19 protein-coding genes are annotated in these 19611 nt (G+C 74.4%); 15 read left to right on the forward strand and 4 right to left on the reverse strand.

Translation table 11 applies throughout. The features are described 5' to 3' along the window. Positions 1–48: 48 nt before the first annotated feature. A complete protein-coding gene (locus tag FHX40_RS10545; RefSeq protein ID WP_142259442.1) occupies positions 49–1140 on the reverse strand; it encodes a DUF3866 family protein in 1092 nt (363 codons plus the stop codon). An 84-nt stretch (positions 1141–1224) separates the two neighbouring features. Here FHX40_RS10545 and FHX40_RS10550 point away from each other — a divergent pair, with 84 nt between their 5' ends. The 6 genes from FHX40_RS10550 (at position 1225) to FHX40_RS10575 (ending at position 7575) form a co-directional block, all read left to right on the forward strand. Then, complete coding sequence (locus FHX40_RS10550; RefSeq protein ID WP_142259443.1) at positions 1225–2172, forward strand: helix-turn-helix transcriptional regulator; 948 nt, start codon at positions 1225–1227, stop codon at positions 2170–2172. Then, complete coding sequence (locus FHX40_RS10555; protein WP_142259444.1) at positions 2169–3128, forward strand: helix-turn-helix transcriptional regulator; 960 nt, start codon at positions 2169–2171, stop codon at positions 3126–3128. The genes FHX40_RS10550 and FHX40_RS10555 overlap by 4 nt, the downstream gene beginning before the upstream one ends. Continuing rightward, positions 3125–3412 (forward strand): hypothetical protein, encoded by a 288-nt coding sequence (locus FHX40_RS10560; protein WP_142259445.1) that lies wholly within the window; start codon positions 3125–3127, stop codon positions 3410–3412. Before FHX40_RS10555 ends, FHX40_RS10560 begins: the two co-directional genes overlap by 4 nt. A 68-nt stretch (positions 3413–3480) precedes the next feature. After that, the gene (tatA, locus tag FHX40_RS10565; RefSeq protein ID WP_189136115.1) at positions 3481–3783 is read left to right on the forward strand and encodes a Sec-independent protein translocase subunit TatA; all 303 of its coding nucleotides are present in this window, start codon (positions 3481–3483) and stop codon (positions 3781–3783) included. A gap of 58 nt (positions 3784–3841) precedes the next feature. After that, positions 3842–4714, forward strand: coding sequence for a twin-arginine translocase subunit TatC (tatC, locus tag FHX40_RS10570; protein WP_142259446.1), 873 nt, complete (start codon positions 3842–3844; stop codon positions 4712–4714). A gap of 128 nt (positions 4715–4842) precedes the next feature. Beyond that, the gene (locus FHX40_RS10575; RefSeq protein ID WP_142259447.1) at positions 4843–7575 is read left to right on the forward strand and encodes a DEAD/DEAH box helicase; all 2733 of its coding nucleotides are present in this window, start codon (positions 4843–4845) and stop codon (positions 7573–7575) included. Here FHX40_RS10575 and FHX40_RS10580 read toward each other — a convergent pair. Together FHX40_RS10580 and FHX40_RS10585 are read right to left on the reverse strand one after the other, a co-directional pair. Then, positions 7557–8498 (reverse strand): 5'-3' exonuclease, encoded by a 942-nt coding sequence (locus FHX40_RS10580; protein WP_142259448.1) that lies wholly within the window; start codon positions 8496–8498, stop codon positions 7557–7559. The two genes, FHX40_RS10575 and FHX40_RS10580, sit on opposite strands and share 19 nt — an antisense overlap. A 47-nt stretch (positions 8499–8545) precedes the next feature. Continuing rightward, positions 8546–10003 (reverse strand): PP2C family protein-serine/threonine phosphatase, encoded by a 1458-nt coding sequence (locus FHX40_RS10585; RefSeq protein ID WP_229788152.1) that lies wholly within the window; start codon positions 10001–10003, stop codon positions 8546–8548. Positions 10004–10171: 168 nt separating this feature from the next. Here FHX40_RS10585 and FHX40_RS10590 point away from each other — a divergent pair, with 168 nt between their 5' ends. Beyond that, positions 10172–11272 (forward strand): M24 family metallopeptidase, encoded by a 1101-nt coding sequence (locus FHX40_RS10590; RefSeq protein WP_142261690.1) that lies wholly within the window; start codon positions 10172–10174, stop codon positions 11270–11272. A 413-nt stretch (positions 11273–11685) separates the two neighbouring features. On the opposite strand, the gene FHX40_RS10600 is transcribed toward FHX40_RS10590, so the two are convergent. Continuing rightward, complete coding sequence (locus FHX40_RS10600; RefSeq protein ID WP_170198791.1) at positions 11686–12606, reverse strand: endonuclease/exonuclease/phosphatase family protein; 921 nt, start codon at positions 12604–12606, stop codon at positions 11686–11688. Between the two features lie 110 nt (positions 12607–12716). On the opposite strand from FHX40_RS10600, the gene FHX40_RS10605 reads away from it, so the two are divergent. From FHX40_RS10605 to FHX40_RS10640, 8 genes are all read left to right on the forward strand, one after another. Then, positions 12717–14117: an MFS transporter gene (locus FHX40_RS10605; RefSeq protein WP_211350229.1), complete on the forward strand. Its 1401-nt coding sequence runs from the start codon at positions 12717–12719 to the stop codon at positions 14115–14117. A gap of 92 nt (positions 14118–14209) precedes the next feature. After that, positions 14210–15865: a sensor histidine kinase gene (locus tag FHX40_RS10610; protein ID WP_211350230.1), complete on the forward strand. Its 1656-nt coding sequence runs from the start codon at positions 14210–14212 to the stop codon at positions 15863–15865. Positions 15866–15879: 14 nt separating this feature from the next. Then, positions 15880–16542, forward strand: a complete 663-nt coding sequence (locus FHX40_RS10615; RefSeq protein ID WP_229788153.1) for a response regulator — start codon at positions 15880–15882, stop codon at positions 16540–16542. Between the two features lie 290 nt (positions 16543–16832). After that, positions 16833–17540 (forward strand): alpha/beta fold hydrolase, encoded by a 708-nt coding sequence (locus FHX40_RS10620; RefSeq protein ID WP_142259451.1) that lies wholly within the window; start codon positions 16833–16835, stop codon positions 17538–17540. 42 nt (positions 17541–17582) lie between these two features. After that, positions 17583–17864 carry a muconolactone Delta-isomerase family protein gene (locus tag FHX40_RS10625; protein ID WP_142259452.1) on the forward strand — a complete coding sequence of 94 codons (282 nt, stop codon included), beginning with the start codon at positions 17583–17585 and terminating at the stop codon, positions 17862–17864. A gap of 46 nt (positions 17865–17910) precedes the next feature. Beyond that, positions 17911–18816 carry an EamA family transporter gene (locus tag FHX40_RS10630; protein WP_142259453.1) on the forward strand — a complete coding sequence of 302 codons (906 nt, stop codon included), beginning with the start codon at positions 17911–17913 and terminating at the stop codon, positions 18814–18816. Positions 18817–18848: 32 nt separating this feature from the next. Continuing rightward, positions 18849–19247, forward strand: coding sequence for a hypothetical protein (locus FHX40_RS10635; protein ID WP_142259454.1), 399 nt, complete (start codon positions 18849–18851; stop codon positions 19245–19247). Between the two features lie 111 nt (positions 19248–19358). Then, entirely contained in the window at positions 19359–19601 is a 243-nt protein-coding gene (locus FHX40_RS10640; RefSeq protein ID WP_142259455.1) for a hypothetical protein, read from the forward strand. Positions 19602–19611: the final 10 nt, after the last annotated feature.

The raw sequence follows: 19611 nt of genomic DNA on the forward strand, positions 1-19611 counted from the left end.
CCGTCCCGGTTGACGGGGGCCGGGGACGGGGCGGGCCCCGGAACGGCGCTACGGAGCGCCCTGGGAGAGCAGGGTGGCGACGTGACGGCCGGCCGCGGCCGAGGCGAGGAAGCAGGCCTCGTCCTGGTCGAGCCCCCGGCCCATCGACGACAGCCGGACCGGGCAGCGCTCCAGCAGCTCCCGCAGGCCGTCCACGCCGACCTCGACCAGCTCGTGCCGCTCGCCCAGCGGCTCGGCCTGCTTCGCCACCCGCTCGCCGAACTCGCCCGGCAGCCGCGGCACCACCACCTGGGCCCGGGCGAGCGCGACCCGGCCGTAGGCGGTGAGCGAGTGGTGGGACACGCCCAGGTGCCGCTCCCGGGCGTCGCCCTCGCTCACCCGCAGCGCGGCCACCGGCCGCCCGCCGAGCACCGCGGCCGCGTTGACCGCCTCCCCGGCGGCCACCCCGGAGAACCCCCACCGGGTGCCGGTGCCGAGGTTGCCCGGCCCCTGCGCCACGATCGCGACCTCGGCGCCGAGCACGTGCCGCGCGGCGAGCAGCCCGGTGTGCACGGTCACCGTCTCCACGTCGCCGCCGAACGCCTGCCCGACCGTGATCACCCCGCACAGCCAGCCTGCCTCGCGCAGCCGCGCGCACGACATCGAGAACCAGGCCGGCAGCGCCCCGCCGTCGAGCATCACGTACGCCACCTTCGTGCCGGGGCGCGAGCCGTACAGCCCGGCGAGGATCGCCGGGACCGCGGAGTGCAGGTCGGCCACGACCACCGGCATGCCGCCCAGGTCGTCGGCCTCCCGCAGCACCTCGTGGTACGGCGAGCCCTGCTCGTCCGCGCCGAGCACGGTGGCCTGCAGCGGCGTGTAGCGGGCCTTGACCAGATGGCCGGGTCCGGACGGATCTTGTGGCAAACGGTCCGGAACGGCGACCACCATGGCGTACCCTCCCGTACCGAGCCCCAGGGCGAGCGCGGTGGTGTTCAGCAGCACCGTGTCGCCCGGCTCGGGACGTCCCACCAGCGCCGGATAGGCGAGCGCGCGGCACTGCTCGCGCCCCTCCCCGTCGCCGATGGCGACGTCCAGCTCGACCGCCCCCGTCCACTCACGCCGGACCGCCGTCACCGTGCCCTTGCGCCACCTGATCACGTGGACAAGGGTAGCGTCGGCGCGCGCCCCCGGCAGGCGCGTTAGCGTCGCAGGCGACCCGCTACAGCCACGAAGGGAGGCCCGATGTCGCGGCGGAAGACCGAGCGGCTGCTCAACCTGGTGATCTGCCTGCTCGCCACCAGGCGGCCGCTCACCGCCGAGCAGATCCGGCAGGCCGTGCCCGGGTACGACCGGGACAGCGACGAGGCCTTCCAGCGCATGTTCGAGCGGGACAAGAACGAGCTGCGGGAGATCGGCATCCCGATCCGGGTGGAGCGCGACTGGGAGGGCGAGCTCGGCTACCGCATCGAGCGGCGCGCCTACGAGCTGCCCGAGATCTCGCTCGAGCCCGACGAGGCCGCGGTGCTCGGCCTCGCCGCCCAGGTGTGGCAGCGGGCCGCGCTCGCGGGCGCGGCGAGCGGGGCGCTGCTCAAGCTGCGCGCCGCCGGGGTGGAGACCGACGAGGCCTCGGCCGGGCCGTTCGAGCTGCGGGTGGACACCCCCGACCCGGCCTTCCCGGCGCTGTGGCAGGCGGTGCGGGACCGGCGCGTGGTGCGGTTCGACTACCGCGCCGCGGGACGCGGGGAGGTGCTCACCCGGACCGTGGAGCCGTGGGGCGTGGTGAGCCGCCGCGGCCGCTGGTACCTGGTGGGCCACGACCGCGACCGCGACGCCCCCCGGGTGTTCCGGCTCAGCCGCATCACCGGCGAGGTGCGCCCGGTCGGCAAGCCCGGCCAGGTGACCGTGCCCGAGGACGTCGACATCCGGGCCATGGTCGACTACCAGGACAAGCGGCTCGCCACCACGCGCACCGCCGTCGTGCACGTGCGCCCCGGCACCTGCCAGGGCCTGCGGCACCGCGCCGCCGCGACCCGGCCCGGCCCGGACGGCTGGGACGAGCTCCAGGTCACCTTCTCCGACCCCGACCGGCTCGGCGCCTGGATCGCCAGCCTCGGCGCCGACGTACGCGTGATCGACCCGCCCGACCTGCGGGACGCGGTGATCCGGCGACTGAAGGGAGCGTTGGCATGAGTTCCGCCGACCGGCTGCCGCGGCTGCTCGCGCTGGTGCCGTACCTGCTGTCCCACCAGGGCGCCGAGGTGGGCGAGGTGGCCAAACTGTTCGGCGTCACCGAGAAACAGCTCATCGACGACCTGCAGCTGGTATGGATGTGCGGCCTGCCCGGCCACACCCCCGGCGACCTCATCGACGTCTCCTGGGACGGCGGCGAGATCCTCATCGACAACGCCGACACCATCGCCCGGCCGCTGCGCCTCGCCGTGGACGAGGCGAGCGCGCTCATCGTCGCGCTGCGCATGCTCGCCGACCTGCCCGGGTTCGAGAACAACCGGGACGCGCTCGCCCGGGTGATCGCCAAGCTGGAGCGGGCCGCGGCCGAGGGCGCCGCGACGGTGAGCAACCAGGTCGCCGTCGAGGTGGACGCGCAGCCCGACGCGCTCGCCACCGTGCAGGACGCGCTGCGCCGCAGGCGGCGGCTGTCGCTGCGCTACTACGTGCCGGGCCGCGACGAGATCACCCCGCGCGAGGTCGACCCGATGCGGGTGGTGATGGCCGACGGCCGCGCCTACCTGGAGGGCTGGTGCTACCGGGCCGAGGGCATGCGGCTGTTCCGGCTCGACCGCATCCTCGGCGTCGAGGTGCTGGAGGTGCCCGCGAGCCCGCCGGAGGAGGCCGAGCCGATGGACCTCGCCGAGGGCGTGTTCCGCCCCTCGCCCACCGACGAGCTGGTCGAGCTCGAGGTCACCGCCGCCGGCCGGTGGGTCGCCGAGTACTACCCGTGCGAGCAGGTCACCGAGCTCGGCGAGGGACGGCTGCGCATCGCCCTGCGCGCCCGCGACCAGGGCTGGCTGGTACGGCTCGCGCTGCGGCTCGGCGACAGCGGCAAGGTGGTCGCCCCGGCCGCGCTCGCGCGGCGTGTCGCCGACGAGGCGCGCGCCGCCCTCGCCCTCTACAGTGACGCTTCATGACGGTAATTTTCGCCGCGGTCGGGCTGGTCGCCGCCGGGCTCGCCGTACTCGCGGTGCTGTCGGTCCGGGTGTGGCTGGCCGCCCGGGAGCTGGGGCGCGAGGTGGAGCGCACGCGGCGGCTGCTCGCCGAGCGGAGGGCGCGAGCAGCGGATTCCGGTCCCGGCGCGGGCGGCGGGAACCGCGGCCCGCAGGGGAACGGCGTGCCCCGTACCCGGGCCGCGGCCGCCGGCGGGACGGATGAACGGAGCCGGAACGGAAGGGAGCGGAATGGAAGGGAGGGGTGAGACCAGGCGGCGGTAGCGCGTACGATCGAGGTGGACTCTGCACGTCGCTCGGCCTTAAGGATGTCGCGATGCCCACACTGGGACCCATGGAGTGGATCCTCATCCTCCTGGTGCTGATCCTGCTGTTCGGCGCCAAGAAGCTGCCGGACACGGCGAGGGCGCTGGGCCAGTCCCTTCGCCTGTTCAAGAAGGAGACCGCCAAGCTGGATGACGACGACGCCGCGTCGCGTCCCCAGCCCGCCAAGGCCGTCCAGACGCCCCCGCTGCCCCCGGCCCAGCCGATGAGCGACGAGGAGCGGGCCCGCGCGCTGGAGGAGGAGGCCGCGCGGCTGCGCGCCCGGGCCGCGGCGCAGAAGAACAAGGAGGAGTGAGCCTCCGGCTCGCCCGCCGCCCGACCGACCTGTCGCCTCCGCACACCGGGGATCTCGGATGACGCTGCTCAAACGCTCGTCCGCGTCGAAACGGCGCGATGACGAGGGGCGCATGCCGCTCATGGATCATCTCCGCGAGCTGCGCAGCCGCCTGATCAAGGCGATCCTCAGCATCGTCGCGGGGACCGTGCTCGGCTTCGTGTTCTTCGAGCCGATCTGGAACTTCCTCAAGACGCCCTACTGCCGGCTGCCGCAGTCGCAGCAGCTCAACCGGGAGTCGTGCACGCTCGTGGTGAACGGCGTGTTCGACGCGTTCCTCGTCAACCTCAAGGTCGCGCTGATCTTCGGGATCATCGTCTCCGCCCCGCTGTGGCTGTACCAGATCTGGGCGTTCGTCACCCCGGGGCTGTACCAGCACGAGCGGCGCTACACCCTGTCCTTCCTCGGCATCGCCGTGCCGCTGTTCCTCGCCGGCGCGGCGCTCGCCTACTTCGTGATGGACAAGGGCCTGTCGCTGCTGCTCGGGTTCGCGCCGTCGGGCGTGATCCCGCTGCTCAGCATGAGCGAGTACCTCAACTTCGCGCTCGCCATGCTGATCATCTTCGGGGTGTCGTTCGAGCTGCCGTTGCTGCTGGTGTTCCTCAACATCATCGGGGTGCTGCGGTTCCGCACCGTGGCCAAGCACCAGCGCATGGTGATCTTCTGCATGTTCGTGTTCTCGGCGGTGGCCACGCCGAGCCAGGACCCGATCAGCATGCTCTCGCTCGCCCTGCCGATGGTTGGCCTGTTCCTGCTCGCCGAGGTGTTCATGTACTTCCACGACCGCAAGCGCGACGCGGAGGAGGCCGAGCGGCAGCGGGCGCTGGAGGAGGAGCTCGACGGTCCCGCGGCGAGCCGGGCCGACGACCTGGAGGGCAGCTCCCGGGAGTGACGCGGCGCACCCGCGCGGGAACGCCGCGGCGCCGCCGGCCGGCCGTACGGCGGGCCGCAGGGTGACGGTGTGATCGCGTTCCGTTCGGCGGGACGGACCAAAAGTGCCGGGTCGGTAGGCTTGGGCGCATGACCACGCCTGCCGAACGCTACGCCGCCTTCCGGAGGCAGCAGGCCGAGAACGGACCCGCGCTCACCGCGTTCCGCGCCCTGTACGACTTCGAGTTCGACGAGTTCCAGGTCGACGCGTGCCGGGCGCTGGAGGCCGGTGACGGCGTGCTCGTCGCCGCGCCCACCGGATCCGGCAAGACGGTGGTGGGGGAGTTCGCCGTGCACCTCGCCCTGGAGCGGGGGCAGAAGTGCTTCTACACCACCCCGATCAAGGCGCTGTCCAACCAGAAGTACAACGACCTGCTCCGGCGGTACGGCACGGCGAAGGTCGGTCTGCTCACCGGCGACAACAGCGTCAACGGCGAGGCCCCGGTGGTGGTGATGACCACCGAGGTGCTGCGCAACATGCTGTACGCCGGGTCCCCCACGCTCAACGGCCTCGGCTACGTGGTGATGGACGAGGTCCACTACCTCGCCGACCGGTTCCGCGGCGCGGTGTGGGAGGAGGTCATCATCCACCTCCCCGAGTCGGTGCGGCTGGTGGCGCTGTCGGCGACGGTGAGCAACGCCGAGGAGTTCGGCGAGTGGCTGGGCGACGTGCGCGGCGACACCACGGTGATCGTCGACGAGCACCGGCCGGTGCCGCTGTGGCAGCACATGATGGTCGGCAACCGCCTCTACGACCTGTTCGTCGCCGAGGACACCGACCGGCCGCAGGTCAACCCCGAGCTCATCCGGTTCGCCCGCGAGGAGGTCCGGTTCGGCCCCGGCGGGCGGGGCCGGCGCGGCTACTCGCGCGGCCCGCGCGGCCGCATGCTCACCCCGAGCCGCCCCGAGGTGATCCGGCGGCTCGACGCCGAGGGCCTGCTGCCCGCGATCACGTTCATCTTCTCCCGCAACGGCTGCGAGGACGCGGTGCGGCAGTGCGTGTTCGCCGGCATCCGCCTCACCGACGAGTGGGAGCGCCGCGAGATCCGCCGCATCGTCGACGAGCGCACCGCCCACCTGCCCGACGAGGACCTGTCCGTGCTCGGCTTCCTGGAGTGGCGCGACAGCCTCGAGCGCGGCCTCGCCGCCCACCACGCGGGCATGCTCCCCACCTTCAAGGAGGTGGTCGAGGAGCTGTTCGCCAAGGGCCTGGTGAAGGCGGTGTTCGCCACCGAGACGCTCGCCCTCGGCATCAACATGCCGGCCCGCTCGGTGGTGATCGAGAAGCTCGACAAGTGGAACGGCGAGACCCACGTCGACCTCACCCCCGGCGAGTACACCCAGCTCACCGGCCGGGCCGGGCGGCGCGGCATCGACGTGGAGGGCCACGCGGTGGTGATCTGGCAGCCGGGCACCGACCCGTTCGCGGTGGCCGGCCTGGCGAGCACCCGCACCTACCCGCTGCGCTCCAGCTTCCGCCCCTCGTACAACATGGCGGTCAACCTCGTCGGCCAGGTCGGCCGGGAGCGCGCCCGCAACCTGCTGGAGGCGTCGTTCGCCCAGTTCCAGGCGGACCGCGCGGTGGTCGGCCTCACCCGGCAGCTGCGCCGCTCGGAGGAGGCGCTCGCCGGGTACGCCGAGGCGATGACCTGCCATCTGGGGGACTTCGCCGAGTACGCGGCGCTGCGCCGCCGCCTGTCGGACCGGGAGGCCGAGCTCGCCCGGCAGCGCGGGGCGGCCCGCCGCGCGCAGGCGGTGCGCTCGCTGGAGGCGCTGCGGCCCGGCGACGTGATCCGGGTGCCGGGCGGGCGGCGCAGCGGCCTCGCGGTCGTGCTCGACCCGGGCCTGAACAGCCGGGGGAACGGCCCCTCGCCGCTCGTGCTCACCGCGGGCAAGCAGGTGAAGCGGCTGTCCACGGCCGACTTCCCGGTCCCGGTGGAGCCGGTGGAGCACCTGCGCATCCCGCGGAACTTCAACTCCCGCAACCCCAAGGACCGCGCCGACCTGGTCGCCACCATGCACAACAAGATCGGCGACCGGGACCTGGGCCCGCCGCCCCGGGTGCGCGACCACGCGGTCGAGGACGAGGAGATCAACCGGCTGCGGCGGGAGATCCGGCGGCACCCCTGCCACGGGTGTGACGAGCGGGAGGACCACGCCCGCTGGGCCGAGCGCTACCACCGCCTGCTGCGGGAGACCGAGGCGCTGCGGCGGCGGGTGGAGAGCCGCTCGCACGTGATCGCCCGCACCTTCGACCGGGTGTGCGCGGTGCTGACCGTGCTCGGCTACCTCGAGGGCGAGCCGAACGCGGAACGCGTCACCGTGCACGGCCGCCGCCTCGCCAAGCTCTACACCGAGCTCGACCTGCTCACCGCCGAGTGCCTGCGCCAGGGCCTGTGGGAGGATCTCGACCACGCCGAGCTCGCCGCGTGCGTGTCCTGCCTGGTGTACGAGTCGCGGCAGGACGACCCGGGCAGCCCCCGGCTGCCGACCGGCGCGGCCACCCGGACGATGACCGAGATGGTGCGCCTGTGGGGCGAGCTGGAGGCGGTGGAGAAGGAGCACGGCCTGTCGTTCCTGCGCGAGCCCGACTTCGGGTTCGCCTGGGTCGCCTGGCGCTGGGCCAAGGGCCACAGCCTCGACGCGGTGCTGCTCGACGGCGACCTCGCCGCGGGCGACTTCGTGCGCCAGGTCAAGCAGCTCGTCGACCTGCTCGACCAGATCCGCGAGGCCGCGCCGCAGCACTCGAACGTGCGGGTCACCGCCGCCCAGGCGATCGAGGCGATGCGCCGCGGCGTCGTCGCCTACTCCTCGCTGGCCTGACCCCGCCCCGGCGTGGGCCGGCCGGCGAGGGCGGCGAGCAGCCGGTTGAGCGGCCCGTCGATCCCGTACCGGTCGGCGAGCGCGACGAGGCGCTCGGGGTCGCGGGGCTTGCCCGGCAGCGTGACGTCCACCTCCGGCAGCGGGACGTCGCGGGCCACGTTCACCACGGCAGGGGCGACCTCGAGGTACTCGCGGGCGGCGGCGAGCCGGTTGCGGCTGCCCGCGGGGAAACCGTCGGTGCGGCCCGCGTCGAGCGCCTCGAGCACGCCCCGCAGCGAGCCGAACCGGGTGATGAGCGCGGCCGCGGTCTTCTCGCCCACGCCGGGCACGCCGGGCAGCCCGTCGCTGGGGTCGCCGCGCAGCACCGCGAAGTCGGCGTAGCCGCGGCCGGGGATGCCGAACTTGGCCGTGACAAACGCCTCATCGACCACCTGAAGGTTACGAATCCCCCTTACTGTGTAAAGGACGCGGCACTGCCGCGCGTCGTCGACGAGCTGGAACAGGTCACGGTCCCCGGTGACCACGTCGACGGGGCCGGTGACCCGCGCCGCGTAGCCGCCGATGACGTCGTCGGCCTCGTAGCCGGGCACGCCGACGCGGGCGATGCCGACCGCGTCGAGCACCTCCTCGATGATCGGGATCTGCACCTCGAGCGCCTCCGGCGTCTGCTCCCGGCCGTCGGCGGCGAGCCGGTGCGCCTTGTAGGAGGGGATCGCGGCCACCCGGAACGCGGGCCGCCAGTCGGCGTCCATGCACGCCACCAGCGCGTCCGGCGCGTGCGCCCGCACCAGGGTCGCGGTCATGTCGATGAGCCCGCGCACCGCGTTCACCGGCGTGCCGTCCGGCGCGGTGAGCGACTCGGGCACCCCGAAAAAGGCGCGGAAGTACAGCGACGGCGTGTCGAGAAGCATCAGCCCGGCCATGCCGCCCATCCTCGCATCCGCGCCGGTCCGGCGGCACCCTGACGCGGCTAGCCGAGGCTGAGCGGCAGCCGTACGGCGAGCAGGCAGGCGTCGTCGGCGGGGTTCGTGCCGCCGACCGCGTCGATGATCCGGTCGAGCTCGACCGCGAGGTCGCCCCCGGTGAGCGAGGTGGCGGCGAGCCGGGTGAGCGCGATGCCGTCCTCGATGTCGCGGCCGGGGCGCTCCACGAGCCCGTCGGTGTAGAGCAGCAGCGTCTCACCGCGGCGCAGCCGTACCCGGGCGATCTCGTAGCCGGAGTCGGCGTCGGCGCCGAGCAGCACGCCCTCGGGCGCGTCGAGCAGCCGCGCCTCACCGCCGCCGGTGAGGATCGGCGGCAGGTGCCCGGCCTGCGCCCAGGTGAACTCCTGGGCCACCGGGTCGAGGTACCCGGCGAGCGCGGTGGCGGTGGTGCCGTCGTGGGAGTGCCAGACCAGCTCGTTGAGCCAGGCGAGCAGCTGGGCGGGGGAGGCGTCGGTGACGACGAGCGCGTCGACCGCGTGCCGCAGCCGCGCCATCGGGGCGATCACGTCGCGGCCGTGCCCGGAGACGTCGCCGATCGCGATCAGCACCCGGCCGCGGGAGGCCCGGCAGGCGAGGTACCAGTCGCCGCCGAGCCCGGTGGTGCGCTCGGCGGGCAGGTAGCGCACCGCGACCCGCACACCGGGCAGGTCGATCACCGGGCCCTGCCGGGGCAGGATCGCGTCGCTGAGGGTGTCGGCGAGCAGCCGCTCCTCGGCGCGCCGGGTGATGTCCTGGATCACCCCGTACACGGTCCGGACCGCCCCGTCCGGGCCCGCCACCGGGTCGAGCACGGTGCGCAGCACGCGCGGCCCGCTGGCGGTGCGGATGCGGAACTCGGCCTGGGCGCGGGCCCCGCCGAGCACCTCGCGCAGCGCCCGGTCGAAGGCGGGGCGGTCGGCGGGCACCACGTAGGCGGCGAGCGCGTCGAGCGCGACCGGCCCCTCCTCCGGCGACCGGTCGAAGATCACGTACACGTGGTCGGACCACGAGGCGTCCCCGGTGCCGAGGTTCCAGGTGCACCACCCCATCTCGCCCAGCTGTTGCACGTGGGCGAGCTGGGTCGCGTACGGCCCGCCGGGCGGCGGCGCCATCGGGAGCGGGGCGTGCGCGTACGGCCCGCCGAGGTGGGCGCGCACCTGCCGGACGAGCGCGGTGGGCGTGGCGGGCGCGCCCTGAGGGGCGGCCTGCGGTTCGCCGTCGCGGGCGCCGCCCCGGCCTTCCCCCGGGCCGTCCCCGGGCGGGGCGCCCGGCAGGCCGCCGCCGAGGCCCGCGGCGAGATCGGCGGGAAGGCCCTCGGGAAGACCGTCGGCGAGGTCCGCGGCAAGGGCGGGGTCGAGGGCCGGCGCGGACGCCGGCGTCCGCCCCGGCGCCGGATCAAGGTCGCGGGGGGCGGTGTTGGTGGAGGGGTGGAGACCCTCGGCGCCGACCATGGGGCTCGCTCTCAAGATATGACCCAAAGGGGGGATGATCGAACGTCAAGTGATCGGTCAATAGCGGAGTGTAGCCGGTTGCGGTCGGGCTGCGAAGCCGTTTCGGGATATCCGGTCGGCCGCCGGGCGGATGTCCGTAACCCGCGCCCGGTGGTCTAGATTGGCCCTGTGACGACGGAGTCGATGGAGCTGTATCCCGTTTCCCGGCTGGCCGCCGTGGCCGAGGCCACCGCGCGCTCCGGGCTGGACGCCCTGCTGCTCACCCCCGGGCCCGACCTGCGGTACGTGACCGGCTACGACGCCACCCAGCTGGAGCGCCTCACCTGCCTGGTGGTGCCCGCGTCCGGCGAGCCGTTCCTCGTGGTGCCCCGGCTGGAGCTGCCCGCCGCCGAGCACTCCCCGGCCTCCCGGCTCGGCATCGAGTTCGTGGCCTGGGACGAGACCGACGACCCCTACGCGCTGGTCGCCGCCCGGCTCGGCGAGGTCGAGCGGGTCGGCGTCGCGGACCGGATGTGGGCGATGCAGGCGCTGCGGCTGCGCGACGCCATGCCGCGGGCCCGCCAGGAGCTCGCCGGGAGGGTGCTGCGCGAGCTGCGCATGCGCAAGAGCCCGGCCGAGGTGGCGGCGCTGCGCGAGGCGGGCGCGGCGATCGACGCGGTGCACGCGCTCGTGCCGAACTTCCTCAAGCCGGGCCGTACCGAGCGGGAGGTGGCCCGGGACATCGCCGCGGCGATCGTCGAGGCCGGGCACGTGGCCGCCGACTTCGTGATCGTCGGCTCCGGCCCGAACGGCGCGAGCCCGCACCACGAGGTGTCCGACCGGGTGATCCAGCCCGGCGAGCCGGTCGTGGTGGACATCGGCGGCCCGATGCCGAGCGGCTACTGCTCCGACTCCACCCGCACCTACGTGGTCGGCGACCCGCCGGAGGACTTCGTCGCCTACTACGAGGTGCTGCAGGCCGCCCAGGAGGCCGCGTGCGACGCGGTACGGCCCGGCGTGCCGTGCGAGGAGATCGACGCGGCCGCCCGCCGGGTGATCGAGGACGCCGGGTACGGCGAGTACTTCATCCACCGCACCGGCCACGGCATCGGCCTGGAGGTGCACGAGGAGCCGTACATCGTCGCGGGCAACACCGAGCCGCTCGAGGTGGGCATGGCGTTCTCCGTGGAGCCCGGCATCTACCTGCCCGGCCGGCACGGCGCCCGCATCGAGGACATCGTCGTGTGCACCGAGACCGGCGGCGAGCGGGTCAACCACCGGCCGCGCGACCTCATCGTGGTGTGACGCCCACCGCGGCGGCCGGTGGAGGATGACCGCCGGCCCCGCCTCGGCGATGCCGGGCACGCAGGCCACGGGCCCTTCGTGCGGTCCGGCCGCGAGGCAGGGCGGCATGTCGGCCCCCGGCCTCGCGGGCGGAACGGGCCTGGTCGGGCGCCGCGCCGTACGGCCCGCCCGCACCGGCGAAGACCGGCGCGCTCCGGATCGCCCCTGGTGCTCGGGCCGAGCGGCTCGTGGACGGGCGGCGGATGCGCGCCGCCGCGGGCCGAGCGGGCGCTCGCCTCGGGCACCACGGCCGTGCTCGCCTGCAACGACCTGGTCGCGCTCGGGCTGATCGAGGGCCTGTACGCGCCCAAACTCACCACGACCGCCATGCCCACGGCCGCCTGTCGGGGCGGCCGGGTGACCTCCCGCCGCAGCTACAGCGCGACGCGCATGTACAGCGGCCGGTGGTCGGACAGCGGCGCGGCCTCGGTGACGTGGCAGGCCCGGATGCGCCCGCGCGCCGCGAACAGGTAGTCGAGCTTGGCGCGGATCCCGTCCCCCTGGTAGGTCCACCGCCCGGTGCGCGCCGCCCCGGCCTGGTCGCACTCGGCGTAGTCCCGGTAGGCGGGGGCCACGGCCCGGGCGCCGCCGGGCCGGCGCGCCACCGCGTCGGGCGGCACCACGTTGAGGTCGCCGCCGAACACCACGTGGTGGCCGGGCTTGGCGGCGATCGCGAGCAGCCGCGCGAGCTGCCGGGTCCGGTACGGCGCGCCCGGCTCGCGGTCGTCGTACCGGGTGCCCGCCGACAGGTGGGTCCCGCAGGCGTGCACCCGCCGGGCGTGGACGGTGACGCACTGCGCCGCCCGCCGCACGTACCACGGCGGGGCGGGGAGCGGGTGGGTGGTGAAGGTGACCGCGTGCTCGGGCTCGGCGACCGCGACCGCGATGCTCTGCGCGCCGCGCGACCGGCCGCGGCGGTCCGGGCGGCAGGGGTACGGCCGGCCGTCGGCCGAGGTGACCGCCCACCAGCGCATGCTCCACGCCCGGCCGGTCGCCCGCTCCAGGTGCAGCTCGAGGGCGCGCGCCGCCCCGGTGCAGAACTCCTGCAGGAACACCACGTCGGGCCGGATCGGCCCGGAGACGACCCGCTCGCCGATGCGCCGGGCGAGCTCGTGCTCGTCGGCGCGGTACAGGCCGCAGACCGGGTTGGTGGCGGTGCAGACGTTCCACGTCATCACCGACAGCTCGGTCCGGGCGGGGGCGGGCGGGGCCCACACCGCCAGGGCCGCCAGTGCCACGGCCGTACCGAGCAGCGCACCGGCCGTACGGGTGCGCCGGGCGGGATAGGTTTCCACCAAGAACGACGCTAGCAGAGTCGGGTACGCCGGTGAATATCGTGACAAGCGGTGCCTTCCAGGCATTTCGCCTCGATGGCCGGGCACCGCGGGAAGGGGTGCGGCACGCAGTGTCCTCACGCGCTGTGTTCTTCTCGGTGCCGTTCTTCTCGGCGCCTGACCCCGGGCCGGGGACACCGCCACGGCGGAGCGTGTTCACCGCCGCGTTCGTCGGCACCTCGCTGGAGTGGTACGCCGACCACGTCTTCGCGGTGGCCGCGGCGCTGGTGTTCGGCGACCTGTTCTTCCCGCGCTTCGACGCGATCGCCGCCGCCCTGGCGACCTTCGCCACGTTCGCCGCCGGGTTCCTCGCCCGCCCGCTCGGCGCGGCGCTGGTCGGCCGGTTCGGCGACCGGGCCGGCCGCAAGCCCATGATCATCCTCACCCTGATGCTCACCGGCGGCTCGACCTTCCTCATCGGCGTGCTCCCCACCTACGCCGCGATCGGGGTGGCCGCCCCGGTGCTGCTCGTGCTGCTGCGCGTGGTGCAGGGCCTCGGCGTGTCCGGCGAGTGGGGCGGCGCGGTGCTCATCGCCACCGAGCACGCCGCCCCCGGCCGCCGCGCGCTGTGGGGCTCGTTCGCCCAGTTCGGCTGGCCGATCGGCGTGCTCACCTCGAACCTGGCGTTCCTCGCCGCCGCCCTGCTCCCCGAGGACGACTTCCTCTCCTACGGCTGGCGCGTGCCGTTCCTGCTCAGCGCCGTGCTGATCGTGCTCGGCTTCCGGGCCCGGCTGCGCCTGCCGGAGTCCCCGGAGTTCACCCGGCTGCGCCGTACCGGGAACGTCGCCGACGCGCCGCTGCGCGAGCTGCTCGGCGGCCACCGGCGCAACCTCGTGCTCGGCGCGATCGCCGCCACCGCCCCGCCCGCGTTCGGCCACCTGGTCACCGTCTACCTGCTCAGCCACGGCACCCAGCAGGCCGGGTTCGAACGCGGCACGCTGCTCGCGCTCATCCTGCTGTCCACCCTGCTGTGGGCCGCGGCGATCCTCGGCGCCGCACGCCTCGCCGACCGCGTCGGGCCCCGCACGGTGTACCTGGCGGGCTCGGCGTGCGCGGTGCTGTGGCCGGTCCCGATGGTCGCGCTCATCGACACCGGCGAGCTCGGCCCGGCGATCGCCGCCTTCGGCGTGGCCGCGATCGTGCAGGGCGTGCCCGCGGGCGCGCTCGGCGCGCTGTTCGCCGGCATGTTCGAGGCGCGGGTGCGGTACAGCGGCATCTCGATCGCCTACGCGGTCGGCGGCGTCATCGGCGGCGCGGTCACGCCGCTCGCCGGCTCGGCGCTCACCCTCGCGTTCGGCTCCGCCACCCCGGTCGCGGTCTACGTCGCCGGGCTCGCCGCCGCCTCGCTGGCGGCCGTGCTCGCCGTACGCGCGGCGGGGAACGCCACGTGGGCCGGGCCGGGCGCCTCCCGGCCGCGCGCCGCCACGCCGCTGCGGGCGGTGTTCCGCCTCCGCGACCGCGGCCGAGCGTGACAAAACGGACGCTCTGCGCATTGTAGTACGCTGGCTGCATCCGGCCCGGCGGGCCGGCCGGGCCCTTTGATCAGGCAAGAGGTGGCAGCGAGGTGGTTTCCTTCGTCGGCGCCGCCCCGCCGCCGGGCGCCTTGGACGAGGCCGCGGTCAAGGTGCTGCTGGACGTCTCCGGCGGGGGGCTGGCGGTGCTGGACGAGGCGGGCCGCTTCACCATGCTCAACCCCGCGGCCGCGCGCATCCTGGACCGCCCGGCCGAGGAGCTGCTCGGACGGAAGAGCCCCTTCGAGCCGTCCACGCCCCTCGACGGCGGCCACGTCTCCTGGCCCGCCCGCGACGGACGCACGCGCGAACTCGAGTACCGCATCGCCCCGATCCCCAAGGCCGGGTACGCGGTGTGGTTCAGCGACGTCACCGACGCCCTGGAGCAGCGGGAGCGGCTCACCGCGATCGTCAGGGCGGCCTCCAGCGTCGCCGACCTCTACTCGCTGCGGGCGACCCTCGACGCCGTCGCCCGCGAGGTGGTGATGACGCGGAACATCTCGGCCGTGCAGATCCTCGCCCTCGACGACCCCGAGGGCGAGCTGCGCGTGCTCGGCATGGCCGGGTTCGGCGACGCCCGGGACTTCACCGAGCGCCTCGCCGCCTGCCGGCGCCGGGGCGCCAAGGTGCGGTTCCTCGACGCCTACCGCACCCGCCGCCCGATCGTGGTCCCCCACCGCAAGCCCGCGATCATGGCCGACCCGCGCTGGGAGCCGCTCCACAAGATCATGGACTACCCGGACTGGGACTGCTTCGTGTCCATGCCGCTGCTCGTCCGGGGCCGCGCGGTCGGCGTGATGAACGCCTACTACCTGCCCGGCGAGGACCCCGGGCCAGGATCCCTCGCCTTCCTGGAGGCGATGGCCGGGCACGCCGCGGTGGCGATCGACACCGCCGCGCTGCTGGCCGACATGCGCTCGCACGAGCGCCGCCGCCTCGCCCGGGACCTGCACGACGCGGTGGTGCAGCAGCTGTTCTCCATGCGCATGCAGGCCAAGGCGCTGCGCGCCCAGCTGGAGCGGCCCGACCCGGACCTGGCGAGCGTCGGCCGCGGCGCCGACGAGCTCGCCCGGCTCAGCCAGACCGCGCTCGCCGACCTGCGCAGCCTCGTCTACGAGCTGCGCCCGCTCGACCTCGCCGAACACGGCCTGATCGACGCGGTCCGGGCGCACGCCGAGAACATCCAGGCGCGCACCGGCCTGGAGATCGACATCCAGGTGCCCGAGGGGCTGGACATCGACGCCGGGATCGACGAGCAGGAGGACCTCTACCGGATCGTCCAGGAGGCCCTCAACAACGTGGTGAAGCACGCCAACGCCACCGAGGTGGTGATCCGCTTCGACCCGCTCGCCGAGGTCGCCCCGGGCGGGGCGGGCGCGGGGGGCGGACGCCACGGTGGTCCCGGCGCGCGGAACAATGGTCTGGTGGTCGAGATATCCGACAACGGCTGCGGCCACATCCGCCGCTCGGGCGGCGGCGACGCCGAACCCGGCAGGCGCTCGCTCGGCCTGGTGTCGATGCGGGAACGCGCGCAGCGCTGGGGCGGCCGCGTGGCGGCGGGGCCGCGTCCCACCGGCGGCTGGACGGTCGCCGTGACGCTCCCGCACCTGCGCACGTCGCTGCCGGAGCCGGAGCACGAGCTGGAGACCGACCCCGCGGCGGGCGCGGGGGAGGACGCGACGCGAGACGGAGCGGAGAGCGGGCGTTGACCGGAAAAGAGGCCTTGGCCGAGGTCATCCGGGTGATGATCGTCGACGATCACGCGATCGTACGGCGCGGCCTGCAGGCGTACGTCGACACCGTGCCCACCCTCGAGGTGGTGGGCGAGGCGAGCGACGGCCAGCAGGCGCTCGCCCGGCTGCGGCAGTGGCAGACGATGGGCGAACCCCTGCCCGACGTGGTCCTGATGGACCTGCAGATGCCGCGCATGGGCGGCGTGGAGGCGACCAGCGCGATCGTCCAGGCCCACCCCGAGGTGAAGGTCGTGGTGCTCACCAGCTTCGGCGAGGCCGAGCGGGTGCACGCGGCCCTCGCCGCGGGCGCCGCCGGATACCTGCTCAAGGACGCCGACCCCGACGAGGTGGTCACCGCGATCCGGGCCGCCGCCGCGGGCGAGGTGCACCTGGACTCGGCCGTCGCCCGCCAGCTCACCCGGCGCATGGTCTCGCCGAACGTCGGCCTGTCCGCGCTCACCGCGCGCGAGCGGGAGATCCTCACCCTGGTCGCGCAGGGCTTCTCCAACCGGGAGATCGCCGCGCGGCTGGCGATCAGCGAGCGCACCGCGCGCACCCACGTGAGCAACGTGCTGAGCAAGCTCCAGCTCTCCTCCCGCACCCAGGCCGCGCTGCTCGCGATCAAGGAGGGCCTGATCCCGCCCCCGGGCTGATCGCCGCACCGGGTGCGACGGATGACGTAGGGGCGACCGGTACGGATGGTCGCCCCTTTCGCTGACATCGGGACGATCCCCCCGGGCGGCCGGTCGCCTAGGGTGGATGACCGGCGCGGCCATGGTCCTACGGCATGGCCGCGCCTCCCGGGTCCCCCGGGTTTCTCGGGTACCCGGGGGAGCCCCGGGACCAGCGCGCGGGCCCGGCCCGCGCCGGCCCGGACGACGGGGCCGACGAGACCGACGAGTTGCCGACGACGAGCCGTCCTGGCGGAAGTGAGAGACGCGAGTTGAGTACGTTCGTCCTGGTGCACGGGGCCTGGCACGGCGGCTGGTGCTGGGACCGGGTGACGCCCCACCTGCGGGCCGCCGGCCACGAGGTGCACACCCCGACCCTGACCGGCCTGTCCGAGCGCGCCCACCTGATCTCGCCGATGGTGGGGCTCGACACCCACATCGAGGACGTCGTCCGGGTGCTGGACACGCTCGGGCTGTCCGAGGTGATCCTCGTGGGCCACAGCTACGCCGGCCAGGTGATCACGGGCGTCGCCGACCGCCGCCCCGACGCCGTCGCCAAGCGCGTCTACCTGGACGCCTTCGTCGGCGACGACGGCGACGCCGCGCGCGAGCTGCTGCCCGAGCAGGTGGCGCACCACTGGGCCGAGTCCGCCCAGGAGCGCGGCTTCGGCTGGCTCGTCCCGGTCCGCTCGCTGCAGGTGCTCGGCGTGACCGAGCAGGCCGACGTGGACTGGCTCAGCCCCAGGCTCACCCCCCACCCGTGGAAGACCTACACCGACCGGCTCCGCCTCACCGGCGCCGTCGACCGGGTGCCGGCCGCGTTCATCGAGTGCGTGAGCTGGATGCGGGTGTTCCAGCGGCACGCCGACCGGGCGCGGGAGCGCGGCTGGCCGGTGTACGAGCTGGAGACCGGGCACGAGGCGATGGTCACCGCCCCGGCCGAGCTCGCCGCGCTGCTGCTGAAGATCGCCGAGTCCTGACCCGCCGTACCGTCCCGACCAGCCTTTCGACCGGGAGAGCACGTGGAGTTCCTCGTCCGGACCGTGAACAACCTGCCCCCCGACACGCCGCCCGAGCGCCGGGAGGAGCTGCGCCGCGCCGAGCGCGCCCGCGCCAGGGAGCTGCGCGAGGCGGGCATCCTCAAGCGGCTGTGGCGGGTGCCGGGGACCACCGGGACGGTCGGCCTGTACGAGGCGGCGGACGCCACCGAGCTGCACGACGCGCTGGCGTCGCTGCCGATGTTCCCGTGGATGACCATCACGGTGGAGCCGCTGGCCACCCACCCGCAGGAGCGGGAGGCCTAGCCGCGGTGCGGCCCGGCCTCCCGTCATCCGGAAACGACGCCGCATCGTGACGAAGACCCCGGTCGTCGCCGCCACGGCGGTCGCCCCGATGCTGTGGGGCACCACCTACGTGGTGACGACCGAGTTCCTGCCGCCCGGCCGCCCGCTGCTCGTCGGGGCGGTGCGGGCGCTGCCCGCCGGGATCGTGCTGTGCGCCGTCGTCGCCGCGCTCGCCGGGCGGCTCGCGCTGCCCCGGGGCGCGTGGTGGTGGCGGTCGGCCGTGCTCGGCGCGCTCAACATCGGGCTGTTCTTCCCTCTGCTGTTTCTGTCGGCCTACCGGCTGCCCGGCGGCATCGCCGCCATGATCGGCGCGATCAGCCCGTTCGTGGTCGCGGGGTACGCGTACCTGCTGCTCGGCGAGCGCCCCACGCGGCGGCTGCTCGCCGCCGCGGCCGTCGGAGCGGCCGGGGTCGCGCTGCTCGTGCTGCGCTCGGCCATCGCCCTCGACCCGATCGGCCTCGCCGCGGCCGGCGGCGCGGCGCTCACCATGGGCCTCGGCACCGTGCTCGGCCGCAAGTGGGGCCTGCCGCAGGGCTACCGGAACCGCGGCACCGCCCTGCTCGCCCTCACCGGCTGGCAGCTCGCCGCGGGCGGCGCGGCGATCCTCGCCGTCACGTTCCCGCTCGAGGGCGCGCCGCCCGCGCTCACCTGGACGAACGCGGCCGCCCTCGGCTACCTGTCGCTCGTGGTCACCGCGCTGGCGTACCTGCTGTGGTTCCGCGGCGTGACCACGCTCGCCCCCACCCAGAACACCCTGCTCACCCTGCTGAGCCCGCTCGTGGCCACCGTGCTCGGCTGGGCCGTGCTCGGCCAGGCGTTGTCGCCCGGCCAGCTCGTGGGGATCGCCGCGGTGATCGGCGCGGTGCTGCTCGGCACCTCCGCCCCGCACGAGGCCGGCCCGGCGGAGCGGTGACCCGCCCCGGACCACGGTGCACGAGGGCACGGATGACCGCGAATGCGCCGTGCTTGCGTGAAACCACGCACACGCGGCGCAATGTTCGTTATTGTTTTGTAACAACCGGCGAGGATGCGTTCCGTGTCAGGGGTGCGCTGATCAACATGCCGCTGGTCAGCGGGCGGTACGGCGTGCTTCCCTGCCGTCGCGCTCCGGCGCGTGTGGCGGGGCGGTGCGTCCGGCCGGCCGGTGAGCGGCGGGTGAAAAAGCTCACTTTTGGTACGTTTGTCCGTTATCCGCGCCGGATTCTGGCAGGGTGGAACACCGTGTCGGAGTCCTTGCCGACACCTGCCGATGAGAACATTGGCGGGACGGTGTCCCCGGGGATGGAGCCGGGAAAACGGGATGACGAGCGGTGGTCCGTTGCGGGAGACGGTGAGGCAGGATGAAGTGAGCGACCGATTCCTGCGTGCGACCGTCGCCGCGCCTCAGGCCCGGATGTCGGCGGCCACGCCGATCACCCTGCTGTCCCACTCTTTCTGGAAAACAGGACGACGCCAATGAGTATTCAGTTGTGCGACCGATGCGGCCGGGTTCCGGTGGTCCAGGAGCGCTCCGCCTACAGCGTCGAGCGTGCCAACCTGATCGTGCGCCACGGCTTCTGCGCCTGCCCTCCGGCCGCGAACGCCGAGCCCGAGCCCGTCGTGCGGAGCGGGAACGAGCCGGAAGTCGTCACGCGGACCGGTCCCCAGCCCATCGTGACCGAGGCGTTGGAGAGCGCGGGAGCACGGCAGAGCCACTGATCCGCCACCG

It is taken from the genome of Thermopolyspora flexuosa, from assembly GCF_006716785.1.
Classification (GTDB): Bacteria; Actinomycetota; Actinomycetes; order Streptosporangiales; family Streptosporangiaceae; genus Thermopolyspora; species Thermopolyspora flexuosa.

Bases quoted from the DNA above. Each gene is read 5' to 3' on its own strand.
- FHX40_RS10580 (WP_142259448.1), bottom strand. From the start codon at position 8,498: ATGGCCGGGCTGATGCTTCTCGACACGCCGTCGCTGTACTTCCGCGCC.
- FHX40_RS10640 (WP_142259455.1), top strand. From the start codon at position 19,359: ATGAGTATTCAGTTGTGCGACCGATGCGGCCGGGTTCCGGTGGTCCAG.
- tatC (WP_142259446.1), top strand. From the start codon at position 3,842: ATGACGCTGCTCAAACGCTCGTCCGCGTCGAAACGGCGCGATGACGAG.
- FHX40_RS10635 (WP_142259454.1), top strand. From the start codon at position 18,849: ATGACCGCGAATGCGCCGTGCTTGCGTGAAACCACGCACACGCGGCGC.
- tatA (WP_189136115.1), top strand. From the start codon at position 3,481: ATGCCCACACTGGGACCCATGGAGTGGATCCTCATCCTCCTGGTGCTG.
- FHX40_RS10550 (WP_142259443.1), top strand. From the start codon at position 1,225: ATGTCGCGGCGGAAGACCGAGCGGCTGCTCAACCTGGTGATCTGCCTG.
- FHX40_RS10575 (WP_142259447.1), top strand. From the start codon at position 4,843: ATGACCACGCCTGCCGAACGCTACGCCGCCTTCCGGAGGCAGCAGGCC.
- FHX40_RS10560 (WP_142259445.1), top strand. From the start codon at position 3,125: ATGACGGTAATTTTCGCCGCGGTCGGGCTGGTCGCCGCCGGGCTCGCC.
- FHX40_RS10555 (WP_142259444.1), top strand. From the start codon at position 2,169: ATGAGTTCCGCCGACCGGCTGCCGCGGCTGCTCGCGCTGGTGCCGTAC.
- FHX40_RS10590 (WP_142261690.1), top strand. From the start codon at position 10,172: ATGGAGCTGTATCCCGTTTCCCGGCTGGCCGCCGTGGCCGAGGCCACC.